Origin of the sequence: Streptomyces sp. NPDC101165, from assembly GCF_044768135.1 — a bacterium.
GTDB lineage: Bacteria > Actinomycetota > Actinomycetes > Streptomycetales > Streptomycetaceae > Streptomyces.
This window is the reverse complement of record NZ_JBIWPG010000008.1, coordinates 321,952-334,872: the sequence shown is the minus strand read 5'-3', so window position 1 is coordinate 334,872 and position 12,921 is coordinate 321,952. Positions and strand designations below refer to the sequence as shown.

The 12,921-nt window shown below is 67.3% G+C and carries 5 protein-coding genes; 2 read left to right on the top strand and 3 right to left on the bottom strand.

All coding sequences use genetic code 11. The features are described 5' to 3' along the window. Positions 1-6: 6 nt before the first annotated feature. Positions 7-1,698, top strand: a complete 1,692-nt coding sequence (locus tag ACIRVH_RS19595) for a hypothetical protein (protein WP_403954711.1) — start codon at positions 7-9, stop codon at positions 1,696-1,698. Between the two features lie 96 nt (positions 1,699-1,794). Here the strand turns inward: ACIRVH_RS19595 and erpA are convergent, their stop codons facing one another. Next, the gene (gene erpA / locus ACIRVH_RS19590) at positions 1,795-2,151 is read right to left on the bottom strand and encodes an iron-sulfur cluster insertion protein ErpA (RefSeq protein WP_073946606.1); all 357 of its coding nucleotides are present in this window, start codon (positions 2,149-2,151) and stop codon (positions 1,795-1,797) included. Between the two features lie 273 nt (positions 2,152-2,424). Between erpA and nadA the strand changes: the two genes are divergently transcribed. After that, positions 2,425-3,609 carry a quinolinate synthase NadA gene (gene nadA, locus ACIRVH_RS19585; protein WP_403954709.1) on the top strand — a complete coding sequence of 395 codons (1,185 nt, stop codon included), beginning with the start codon at positions 2,425-2,427 and terminating at the stop codon, positions 3,607-3,609. 63 nt (positions 3,610-3,672) lie between these two features. Here the strand turns inward: nadA and ACIRVH_RS19580 are convergent, their stop codons facing one another. Together ACIRVH_RS19580 and ACIRVH_RS19575 are read right to left on the bottom strand one after the other, a co-directional pair. Then, the gene (locus ACIRVH_RS19580) at positions 3,673-4,092 is read right to left on the bottom strand and encodes a hypothetical protein (RefSeq protein ID WP_403954707.1); all 420 of its coding nucleotides are present in this window, start codon (positions 4,090-4,092) and stop codon (positions 3,673-3,675) included. A gap of 83 nt (positions 4,093-4,175) precedes the next feature. Next, a complete protein-coding gene (locus ACIRVH_RS19575) occupies positions 4,176-11,870 on the bottom strand; it encodes a DNRLRE domain-containing protein (protein ID WP_403954946.1) in 7,695 nt (2,564 codons plus the stop codon). Between the last annotated feature and the right edge of the window lie 1,051 nt (positions 11,871-12,921).

Genomic DNA, 12,921 nt, shown 5'->3' with positions numbered 1-12,921 from the left:
GATGCGGTGAACACCGAGCGACCTGAGAATTCCGAGGAGCCCGAGGTCTCCGCGGTCTCCGACGCGACCGAGAACGCCGAGAGCGCCGAGGAGCCCGGGGCCTCGGACACCCCTGAGTCTTCCGACGCCTCCGAGTCTTCTGGCGTCTCCGAGTCTTCTGGCGTCTCCGAGTCTTCTGGCGTCTCCAAGGTCTCAGGGAGCGGCGAGGGCGCCGGAACCCCGCCCGACGAGGTCGGCGAGGTCGGCGCGGTCCGTGAGATCGGTGATGCCGACGCGGGTGAGCGGTCCGGGCGGCGGCGCTCCCCCATGGTGATCGTCTCGGTCGCGGCGGCCGTCCTGCTGGTCGGGGGCGGGGGCGCGCTCCTCTCCGCGAACCATGGTTCGGACGGCCGTGCGGGCGCCGGCGGGTCCGGCGGTGGCGGCACTCCCCCGCCCCTCGTCCTGGACGGCTGGGCGCAGGGTGGTACGGGTGACATCGCGCCTGGTGAGCCGGATCCTTACGGGGCGACGTACGTGGCCGCGGGGAAGCTGGCCGACGGTCCCGGCTCGGCGCCGGTGTACGCGCCGAAGGGCGAGGTCGGCAAGGACGACGTGGCCCGGCTGGCCGAGGCCCTCGGGATCGACGGCACGCCGGTGGCCGAGGGGCCGAGCTGGCGGGTCGGCGGCAAGGACGGCTCCGGGCCGACGCTCCAGGTGACCAAGGACGCCCCGGGCAGCTGGACCTTCAGCCGGTACGCGCCCGGCACGGACAACTGCAAGAAGGTCACCGTCTGCGCGCAGGACCCGGGCGCTCCGGCGGGCGAGCCGGTGAGCGTGGCGGTCGCCGAGAAGGCGGCGGCGCCGGTGCTGAAGGCGCTGGGCCAGGACGACGCGAAGGTCGACGCGAGCCAGATCATGGGCGCCCAGCGGGTGGTCAACGCCGATCCGGTGGTGGGCGGGCTGCCCACGTACGGCTGGACGACCGGCCTGACCGTCGACAAGCAGGGGGACGTCGTCGGCGGCCACGGGCTGCTGGTGGCGCCGGCCAAGGGGGACACGTACCCCGTGCTCGGCGCGGAGAAGACGCTCGCGCTGATGAACTCCGGGCAGAAGCACGGGCACCGGATGGGCATCGGCGGCTGCGCGAGCCCCGTCCCGCTGAAGAACCGCCTGGAGCAGCCGTGCGGCACGTCCAGGACGGCGCCCCGAGCGTCCACGGTCACCGTGGAGAGGGCGGTGTTCGGGCTGGCCGCGCACTCGGTCGCCGGGCGGCAGACGCTGGTGCCGTCCTGGCTGTTCGAGGTCCGGGGTACGGCGGCGCGGGGCGCCTTCACGGTGACGTATCCGGCGCTGGACCCGAAGTACCTGACCTCGCCGGCGGACTCGGCCCCGTCCCCCGAGCCGTCCTCGCCGTCCTCGGCGCCGAAGACTCATGACGTGAAGGTCTCCGGCTACACCGCCGACGGCCGCGAGCTGAACGTGAGCTTCTCGGGCGGGGTCTGCGCCGACTACAAGGCGTCGGCGAAGGAGAGCGCGGACCGGGTGACGGTGACGGTGACCGAGAAGGTCTGGCCGGACAAGGTCTGCGTCGCCATGGCCAGGCTGTACGTGAAGACCGTACGGCTGGACGCGCCGCTGGACGGCCGGAAGGTGGTCGGCCCGGACGGGGCGCAGATCCCGAAGGCGAAGGCCGGCGTGCTGCGGCCCCAGGCCCGCTAGCGTCCCCTGGACACACGAAGGCGGTGGCCCCCTCGGAGGGGGTCACCGCCTTCGTCGTCAGGCTCTGACCGGCTCAGCCGTCAGGCTGTAACCGGCTCAGCTGAAGGAGTCGCCGCAGGCGCAGGAGCCCGTCGCGTTCGGGTTGTCGATCGTGAAGCCCTGCTTCTCGATCGTGTCCACGAAGTCGATGGTGGCGCCGCCCAGGTAGGGAGCGCTCATGCGGTCGGTGACGACCTTGACCCCGTCGAAGTCCTTCTCCACGTCGCCGTCGAGCGAGCGCTCGTCGAAGAAGAGCTGGTAGCGCAGGCCGGAGCAGCCGCCGGGCTGGACGGCGACGCGCAGGGCGAGGTCGTCACGGCCTTCCTGGTCGAGCAGGGCCTTGACCTTGGACGCTGCGGCGTCGGTCAGAACGATGCCGTCGGTGACGGTGGTGGTCTCGTCCGATACGGACATCTACATCTCTCCCGGGTTGTACGGAGACTGCTTGCCGACCAGTGCAACCGGCGTTTCCGCGGATTCATTCCGGGCCGGGCGTTCGCGTGGTCGCGTTTTTCCTTCCGCCCTCATGCTCGCACATGCCCAAGACGGCGGACAGCAGCCCGAAGAGGGACCTGAGGGACCCGGGCGGGATTCACGTCACATCGACGCTATGGCCGTCGTCAAAGTGACGTGAACCAGTTATGATAGATAGCGTCAGTTAGACGAAAAGTAGAAAGGGTGCGTGACGTGACCACCGCCCAGACCCCGGAGCTCGACGTACAGCCGTCCCCGCTCGCCCTCCTGCTTCTCGGCCGGGAGGCCGACCCGAAGAGCGAGCGGGGCGTCGAGTGTCCCGGCGACCTGCCCTCGCCGTCCGACCCCGACCTGGTCGAGCGCGCCCGCGCGGCCAAGGAGAAGCTCGGCGCCAAGGTCTTCGTGCTCGGCCACCACTACCAGCGCGACGAGGTCATCCAGTTCGCCGATGTCACGGGCGACTCCTTCAAGCTGGCCCGGGACGCGGCCGCGCGCCCGGAGGCCGAGTACATCGTCTTCTGCGGTGTGCACTTCATGGCCGAGTCGGCGGACATCCTGACGTCCGACGCCCAGAAGGTCGTCCTGCCGGACCTGGCCGCCGGCTGCTCGATGGCCGACATGGCCACGGCCGAGCAGGTCGCCGAGTGCTGGGACGTGCTGACCGAGGCGGGCGTCGCCGAGCAGGTCGTGCCGGTCTCGTACATGAACTCCTCGGCCGACATCAAGGCGTTCACCGGCAAGCACGGCGGCACCATCTGCACCTCGTCGAACGCCAAGCGCGCCCTGGACTGGGCCTTCGAGCAGGGTGAGAAGGTCCTCTTCCTGCCCGACCAGCACCTGGGCCGCAACACCGCGGTGCGGGACATGGGCATGTCCCTGGACGACTGCGTGGTCTACAACCCGCACAAGCCGAACGGCGGCCTGACGGCCGACGAGCTGCGGGCCGCGAAGATGATCCTGTGGCGTGGTCACTGCTCGGTCCACGGCCGCTTCAGCCTGGACTCGGTGAACGACGTGCGCGAGCGCATCCCGGGCGTGAACGTCCTGGTCCACCCCGAGTGCAAGCACGAGGTCGTGGCCGCGGCGGACTACGTCGGCTCGACGGAGTACATCATCAAGGCCCTGGAGGCCGCTCCCGCCGGCTCCAAGTGGGCCATCGGCACCGAGCTGAACCTGGTCCGCCGCCTGGCGAACCGTTTCGCTCCCGAGGGCAAGGAGATCGTCTTCCTCGACAAGACGGTCTGCTTCTGCTCGACCATGAACCGCATCGACCTGCCCCACCTGGTCTGGGCCCTGGAGTCGCTGGCCGAGGGCAACCTGGTCAACCGCATCGAGGTCGACCAGGAGACGGAGGCGTTCGCCAAGTTGGCGCTGGAGCGGATGCTGGCCCTTCCGTAGGACCCGCCGTAGGCCGCCCCACCACCCTGCCGGTTCGCGAACCGGCAGGGTGGTGGCATTGGCTCACTGACCGTCGCGGCCCTCTGCGACGGCGAGCGCGACCTCGTAACCGCAGGCCTTGAACAGAGCTTCGCCGATCAGCGCGAGGTTCTCCTTGGAGAGATTTTCACAGGTGTACCGGAGAGCAATCGGGAAATCCCCGTAAAGACTCATGGCCACCAAAAGGATCGCGAGATCCTCACGCCACTCCCCGAGTTCCCCGGAATCGATCGCCTCTTTTATCCGGCGCACATCGAATCCCGCCCATACTTCATCATTCTCATCGACACCCCCCTGCGTAAGATTCCGCAGTTCAGGGCTGCCGAGCCAGGACCCATGACGCTCCAGGAGCCAGACGGCCGCATCAAGGGACCAGAGTCCGTCGGTGCCACGGCGAAGTGCATCCGCAAACTGATCCGAGGAAAAGGAAGAGAAATCAGGCATGGCAGCAGTGTAGCCGGTCGGGCAGCATCCGAAGACCTGACCGACCGGCTAACTGTGGGCTTTACAGCCTTATTCTATTTCTCTTACTCCTCCATCCCGAAGAGGAACTGCATGATGCGCCTCCGGGACATGGTGGGGACTTCCCCGCCGAGTTCGGGATTCGGGTTCCCCGCAATCGGCACTCGGAAGGCTCCATCCTTTCCTGCACCCGAGATCTGGTACTTGACGTACGGCCCCTCGTGGACCTTGTCCGCGCTGGTGGTCTCCGGATCGCCTGCTTCCATGAAGAGCATCACGTTCGAATCGCCGGGCTTGAATATCCGCGTGCCACGTCCGCCTGTCGCGGAAGTGGGCTTCATCGGCGCGGTGGACATTCCCGCCTTTTCCGACAGCTCAAGGATGTACTCCTCGCTCTGACCGCGAAGGTGCTCGGGGTCCATGAGCTTCTTCATCGCCTGGGCGGACGTCATACCGGCGACCGAGCTCGCGGCGGCCATGGGTTCGAGGCGATCGCCCAGTCCGGTGTCGACTTGGCGGAGGCCGAAGTCCTGCAGCGACGTCGCGTCCATCCGCGCCGCGGGGCACTCGCTCTTCTTCACCTTTCCGCAGTACGTGCCCCAGAACAGCTCGCTCATCGCGGCCAGCCCCTCGGGCGTTTCCGCGCCGTTCGCGAAGAAGCTGCTGTGCGACCGCACCTCGTCGAGCGCGTCGTTCCACGCCTTCTGCCCCTTGTCCGACAGATAGACGGGGGCTTTCGACTGGATCGAGAGGTTGATTCCCTCCTGTTCCTCGTGCTTGATCATCGGGGTTTCGCGGTAGACGCCACCGCAGATACCCGTGACGTCGCAGCTGGTGTGGCCGTCGAGCTCGATGAAGCTCGTGGGATTGCCACCGCCGAACGCGTACCGGTTACCGGTGTACGGGTCGACCCCGAGGCCCATGTCCGCGAGCGCCCCGTTGTACATGTCCCGCGTGGTGAAGCGGTTCAGGCCCGGGTTGTAGTCGCGGAAGCCCATGTCGTACGTGCCGGACTGGGCGTCCCACCGCTTGGCGTTGAATCGGTACGCGTTGTACGCGTCCTTCGTCGGGTCCGCCGGGTCCGGCTTGTCGATGCCGGTGAACTCGGACTTGTCGTCCTTGCCGTAGGCCGTGTAGCCGTACGTGGCCTTGGTGTCGCCGTTGTCGTCCGTGAGGGTTTCGACGTCGGTGTGGCTGTTGTAGCCGTAGTAGCCGTCCTCCGTCGTGCCGTCGCTGTTGTGCTTGACCTGCGACAGGCGTTCGCCCCAGGGGCTGTACTGGTACGACTTGGTCAGCGTGCCGGCGACCTTCTCGTCCAGGACCTCGGAGGAGAGGCCCAGGTACTCGTAGTCGGTCGTCTTGCCGTCCGCGGTCTTCGACGCGGTGCGGTCCAGCGGGTCGAAGGTGTACGCGGTCGTCTTCAGCGCGCCCGTGTCGTCCGCCTTCTGGGACTGAACGACGCGGTCGAAGCCGTCGTACACGCTCCGCTCGATGACCTTGCCCTGGGCGGACACCGACTCCTGGCGGCCGAACGGGTCGTAGGTGTAGTTCGCCGGCACGCCACTGGTGGTGGCGCTCAGCAGCCGGTTGCGGTCGTAGTCGTAGCTGGTCGGGACGTTGTCGACCGTCTGGCTGATGACGTTGGCGTTGTCGTCGTGGACGTACGTCTCCGTCGTCGCGCCGTTGCCGGTCTTCACCGCCTGCTTCAGCCGGTCGGCCGGGTCATAGGTGTAGTCCGTCGTCGAGGACAGGTACGCCGAGTGGTTGTCGGCGTTCATCTTCTTCGCGACGTCCTGCGACTTGTTCCCGTTGGCGTCGTAGGCGTAGGTGTGCGAGTCGACGAGCGTGCCGTTCGGCTTCTTCTCCGCCGTCGACTTGACGGGCCCGTCCAGGTAGTACGTGGAGTCGACCGTGTTGCCGTTGGCCTTGGTCTCCTGGAGCCGCTGGCCTCGGTCGGTGTAGGTGTACGACGTGACCCTGGGCGAGGCGTCGGTCGCGCTCTTGCCGACCGAGACCGTCTTCACCAGCTCACGCAGGTCGTACGTGTACTTGGAGAACTGGTCGGGGTGGGTGATCGTGTCCGGCTGGCCGTCCGCGTCGTACGTGTACGACGTTGACTTCTTCTCCGTGCCGGACAGCGACTCGGTCACCTTCTGGACCTGGTCGAGGCCCGTGTAGATGATCGTGTACCCGTCGATCGCCGCGCTCGACGACGTGTCGTCGATCTTGGTGAGGTTGGCGTTCGCGTCGTAGGTGTACGAGAAGGTCTTCTTCTCGTTGTCCGTGTCCGCGGAGTTGTCGCGGACCAGTTTGACCGCGTCCGCGACCGCGACACCGCCGCTGTTCTGGTCCAGCTTCAGCTTGGCGTCCTCGCTCTGCTTGAGCGAGTAGGTTCCCAGGCTCACCCAGGTGCCGGTGTTGGCGTTCTGGTCCTTCGTCACCGACGGCTCGGTCGTCGTGCCGTGTGTCAGCGTGTACTTGGCCGTCGTCGCGGCGCCCGTCACCTGCGGGTACTTCACGTACGCGGTGTACGTGCCGTCCTTGGGAACGTTGAGCGTCCACGTGAAGGCGTCGGTGCCGGTGCCCGCCGCGTGCGTGCGGTGGTCGTAGCCCTGCTGTCCGGCGATGTCCCCCTTCGTCCAGGTGCCGGTGTACGACGTGTTCTGCGTGTCGGAGTTGTCGACGAGGACGACGGACTTGCCGACCGGGACGCCGTCGTCGGACTTCGACCTCAGCTTGCCGTCCGGGTAGTACGACCACGTCATCGTGCGGTTGGAGGAACCGCCCGCCGAGGTCAGCGTCCGGGCCGTCTGCTGGCCCAGGTCGTTGTAGTCGTAGGCGGTGGCGATGTCCCACGGGTCCGTGGACGACTTCGCCCAGCCGTTGTCGAAGTAGCCGTAGGTGGTGTCGTTGCGGACCGTCTCACCGTCCGACGGCGGCAGCGAGGTCTTCGCCACCCGGCCCACCTTGTCGTAGGCGGTCTCCGTGTAGACGTTGGAGTTGTTGTAGCGGCTGTCCGCCGGGTCGTAGGGCTGGTACTGCTTGACCGGACGGTTCAGCGCGTCGTACTCGGTACGGGCGGTGAACGCGGTGGTCGTACCCGCCTCCACGGCACGCGGGCTGATCACCTTGGTGGCGTTGCCGACCTGGTCGTACTCGTACTTCGTCGACCGGGTCGTGGTGCCCTCGTGCGGGACCTTGACCTCGGTCTGCTTGCCGCGCTCGTCGTAGGTGATGAGCGTGGTGTTGTTCTCCGCGTCCGTCGTGGAGACGACCAGCGAGTCCTTGTCGTAGGACCGCTTGGACGTCTTGCCGGCCGCGTCGGTGACCTGCGTGACCCGGTGGTCCAGGTCATAGGCCGTCTTGCTGGTGTAGTCGGTGGTGTCCGCCGTCGCGTTCTTCTTCGGGTCGACGACCGTGACGACGTTTCCGACGTTGTCGTACTCGTAACTGACCTTGTCGCCCGCCGCGTTCACCACGGACGTCTGCTGGTAGATCTCGTTGTAGTTGTCGGTGGTGACGTAGTCGGTGGTGTCCGACGTCGTCAGCGTGCCCTTGGGCTCCGTCGTCGTCCTGAGGTGGCCGGCCTTGTCGTACGTGTAGGTCGACGTCCGCTCGTCCGACGTGGAGGTGTCCTTGGGCGCGGTGGCCGAGGTCACCTGGTCCGCGTTGTCGTACACCGCCGTGGAGACCGCGCCGTTGGGCGCCGTCGACGTGGTGACGTTGTCGTTCTCGTCGTACACCGGCGCGGGGGTGGTGATCAGGACACCCGCGTTCTGGTCCTTCGGCGCCGTGTTGACCAGCGGACGCCCGAACGTGTCGTACGTCTGCGTGGTCGCCTTGAGGTTGGCGTCGGTGACCTTGGTGACCTGTCCTCGCGCGTCGTACTCGAACGTCGTCGAGTTGGCCAGCGCGTCGGTGATCGTCGTCGGGTAACCGGTGGCCCCGAAGCCGCTGTACGTGGTCGGGTTGCCGTTGGCGTCCGTCGCCTTGGTCAGCTCACCGTAGGAGTCGTAGTCGTACGACGTGGTGTAGTCACCCGCCGTAGCCGTCGCGACGCCCTTCGGGTCCGTGACCGTCTTCAGGTTGCCGAACGAGTCGTACCCGAACTGCCAGGCGCGGCCCTCCGGAGAGGTCTTGCGGAACAGGTCCGACGAGTAGCCGTCGGCGCGCGTCTGGTACTCGTATGCGGACGCGTTGGCCGGGTAGGTGCCCGGGGCGCAGTCCGAGGACGGCGGTACGCCCGACTTGTTGTTCTCCGCGTCGCGCTGCCAGAGCGGGTAGCCCGTCTTCTGGTCGTAGCAGTACGCGGTCTTGGCGCCGTTGTCCTCCTCCAGGTACGTGACGTTGTTGTCCGCGTCCCAGCCCATCTTCGTGTTCTGGGACTTGGCGTTGGTCGTCTGGACACCACGGCCGAAGTCGTCCGTGACGTACTTCGTGGCGTGCGACTCGGCGTCGGTGACCGTGGTGTCGGTGAACTTGGTGTTCGCCGTGTCCGCCGCGTATGCGAAGCCGGTGTCGTTGCCGAGACGGTCCGTGATCGTCTTCGTCCACCAGTGGTACTTCGGGTCGTCACCGGTCTGCGGAGCGTAGTACGCCAACTGCGTGCCGTGACCGCGCGGGTCGGTGGCCTTGACCAGCTTGACGTTCTTGTTGCCCTGGACGGCGTCGTAGGTGAACTTGAAGACCTTCGGCTGGGACGAGCCGTCACCGTCGGTGAACTGACCCAGCAGACCCTCGACCGTGTAGAAGAAGGAGATCTTGCGACCCGAGACGTCGGTGATCGACTTCACGTGGTCGTAGATGTCCGGGTCGGTCAGGCTGGTGCCGGTGACCTTGGCACCCGTGCCGTCGATGTAGCTGTAGGTCGCGTCGCCCTTCTTGTAGTAGTCGAGGGTCAGCGACTGACGGCCCGCGGGGTCCGTGATGTACGCGAGGAACTTGGTCGGCTTGTTGTGCGACTTGCGTTCTTCGTACGTGTACGACTGCGTGTTGCCGTTCTTGTCGACGATCGACGTCAGATAGCCGTCGCAGCCGAAGTAGAACCGTGTGCCGTCGGGACGCAGCAGCGTCCAGGCGTCCGGCACCGGGTCCTTGTCCGGGGTGCAGTCCAGGCCCGCCTTGGCCGTGATGCGGTAGTGGACGCCCGCGGGGGCCTTCCACGTGCCGTCGGCCTGCTTGGTGAAGACGTGCGTGGTGCCGTCACCGTCCGGCAGGCGGATCTCCGTCGGGTTGGCGTTGGGGTGGAAGTCCAGCGCCGCGCCCAGCCGGACCGGTCCGGCCAGCTGCGCCGACCAGCCCGGACCCGAGACCGTGTCACTCGTGTCCAGCGAGTTGTACGCGAACCGTGCGAACGTGGCCACTCCCCGGCCAGGGTTCGAGAGCGCGTCGTACGACCACACGCTGTTGCCCGAGGCCAGGTTGCTCATGACCGTCGAGCCGACGCCCGTGTTCTTGCCCGTGTAGGAGTAGAACTTCTCCAGCCCCAGCGTGTTCGACGTCGGGTCCTCGACCGCCACGTTCTGCTTCAGCGACGGGATACCGCCCGTGCCCGCGGACAGCCACGTGCCGTCGGAGACCTTCTTGACGTCCCAGCCCAGCGCATAGAACGTGCTCTTGTTGCCGGAGTCCGAGTTGATCGGCGTCTTGACCTGCGCCTGGATCGTCGTCGACTGTCCCGGGGACAGCGGCGGGATCGCCGTGGACAGCTGGTTGCCGCCCGTCGTCGCGTCCGTGCCGTCGGGGAGCTGCCAGGTGTACGACAGGACCCGCTCACCGCTCGCCCACGCGCTCGACGTGGTGTTGGTGACCGTGAAGTCCACCGTGTAGGTGGAGTTGGGGGTCATGCGGGCCGGGGTCTGCGGCGCGTAGTACGTGTCGTCCGTGGTGGAGTCGACGTAGATGACGCGCAGCAGCGGGCCGATCTGCGGGTCGGCGGCCTCCGAGGCCAGGAACACGGTGCGTTCCTGCGGGCCGGTGGTGGTCTCGTCCTTGACCTTGATCAGGGCGCCGTGGTTGGAGGAGGGGGTGCGGGTCCAGCCCTGGGTGAGGGAGGTCGCGTCCCACCAGTGACGGCCGACGTCCGAGACCGTGCCGACCGTGTCCGACACCGTTCCGGAGTAGTCGCCGCCCGCCGTCGTCCACGCCGTGGTGGAGTTCGCGTTGTTCCAGGTGGCCTGCGTCTCGGTGAAGTCCTTGTTCAGACCGTGGAGCTCGTAGATCGCACCGTTGCTGCCGGTCGTGGTCTCCGCGCCCCACAGGAACATTCGGGACTCCAGCACCGTGGCGGTGGTGGGGATCGCACTGGTGTCGAACCTCAGCGCGGCGCGCGTCTTGCCGTAGGTGGGGTCGTTGTTGCCCACGCTCAGCCACTTCTGGCCCACACCGTCCCGGCCGATGGTGTCCAGGTTGGTGGTCGGCGTCGCGGACGACAGGGTGGTGTCCGTGACACCGCCCGCCGTGCCCTGGAGCAGCCGCATGGTGCGGCCCGCCTTGGGGACGCCGACGATGCGGGTCGGTGAGCCGAGGAGCTGGCCGCCCGTCGTCTTCACCGCGAGCTGGTAGTAGTACGACCTACCGATCTCCACCGAGGAGGAGTCCGGCGTCGGCGTCGCGGTGGTGTCCGTGTACGCGGTGGCCGACTTGTCGATCGGGGCGACGAGCGTGGCCGCGGACGGGGTGAACGCCTGCTGCGTGGAGCGGTGCAGCTGGTACTCGGCGATGTCCAGGTTCGGGTCGCCGGTGGTGTTCGAGTACGCCTTCCAGGACAGCTCGGGGCCGGTGGAGTGGACGACCGTCGGCGAGTTGAGGGTGGTGCCGACCTTGTCGTAGGTCACCGTCAGCCGCGGGATCGTGGACGTCTCGCCGCCGTAGTCACCGTCGCCCGCCTCGTAGCGCGGACCGCCGATCGGACCGGCCGTGGACTCGTCGGCGGCCTTCAGCACGAACCCGTTGTTGACCGAGGAGCCGTCCAGCCACTGCTGGACCGTGTCGGTCACCGGGAACTTGTGCCACTGGCTGTACTCGCCGATGTCCTTGTTGATCATCGCCGGATTGGTGAAGCGGGCCGCGTCCGCGATCACGGACGTGGTCGCCGAGGCCGGGCCGTCACCCAGCACGACCTTGCCCGCCGTACCCGCCGCGAAGTCGATCTGCGCGCCGCTCGCCAGCGGGGCCCAGACACCGTTCGTGCCGGACTGCTGGTTCACCGTGTAGGTGTTGGTGGTGCCACCCTTGGACGTCACCGTGTACGGGGCATTGGTGGCCCGGTCGGCGGCCGCGACGTAGTGCACGTCGACCTGGTACGTGCCCGCGTCCTTGATGTCCGGCTGCCAGGTGTAGGCGTCCCCGGCCACCGTGTCCTTGTTGTACCGGTAGTCGCTGCCGATCGCGTACTGCGTCAGCGTCGACCCGGACGTGGGCCAGGAGCCCGTGGCCGCCGTGGTGCCCGGATCACCGTCGTCCACCGTGTAGCTGGTGCCGGACAGCTCACCGACATAGGAACTGGTGTTGTTCCAGTTCGCCGACGCCTCGTCCCAGGTGCCCGTGGCCCGGTGCACCTCGACCGGCACCTTCGTGCCGCCGCCGTCGTGCGCGTTGTCGAAGTACATCTCCAGACGCGCCGAGTCGATCTTCGTGCCCGAGGGGATCTCGCTCAGCGGGAACTTGACCAGGGAGCGCGCCGTGCCCGAAGCCGTGCGGCCCACCGACAGCTTCCAGGACGTGTTGAAATTCGTCGTCGGCTGATCCGACAGGACCATCGTGTCCTGCGAGTCCGACGGCGACGGCGCGATCGTGATCGTCGGGTCGATCACCACTGGGTACTGACGGTCCTTCGACGCCAGCCACTTCGCATCCGGGACCACGGTCAGCTTCCAGGACCTGCCGTCCCGGGTCAGCTTCTGCGTGACCCTCGTACTGTAGGTCTTGCCGAAGACGGACCTGTCCGCCTTCTTCGCGTCCGACATGAACGGCGCCGGGATGACCATCGCCGGGGTGTTCGGCAGTGCGCCGTACAACGCGATCGAGCCGTCCTTGCGAGCCCGCGGGACCAGCCCGTCGGTGTCCAGCGTGAACGTGAACTTCACCGGACCGGCGGGGCGGTCGGCCAGGGTGATGTTCTCCTTCACCCGGCCGGGACCGACGCCGTACTCCAGATCCGCGCCGTGCACGGCGTCCTTGTACGTGACCTTCGAGCCCCTGGCCACCGGCTTCAGCGCGCCGTCCGCGCCGTCCAGGCCCAGCGTGACCGAACGGCCGTCCGGCGACCGGAAGCGCACCAGATGGTCCGCGTCCGAACCGAACCAACTGCGGCCCTCGTTGGCCGTGTTGGCGAAGTCGAAACCCTTCGCGTCCGTCGCGTGGACAGCGGTGTCGATCGGCTTCCAGCTCGCCTTCCTCCCGGAACCCGAGCGGTACGAGGTCGGCACCGCCGACAGCTCCGCCTGCACCCGTCCGTCGGACATCTGCCAGAACCGCGCCGTCGAGGTGCGCCGGGTCTTCAGCTCCTTGACCCGCTTCGCCCTCGGCGCGTTCCTGCCCTTCGGCAGCTTCTGCCGGTCGGCCACGTCCAGTTCGTCGTGGGACGGCGGCTTGTCAGATTTCCCGTCTTCGTCGGAAATCCAGCTTTTGACGGTATCGACAATTCCCTTGTCGTTTCCGTCGCCGGATATGGGCGCCGCATACGCTGACTGGGGCAATGCGGTGCTCGTCACCGCTGCCACCACCAGGCATGCCGCCCAACGGCCCAATCTGGGTCTCACGCCTTGCCTTTCCTAAAGCATCGCGATCTCAGAATGCCGCCAAGCCTCC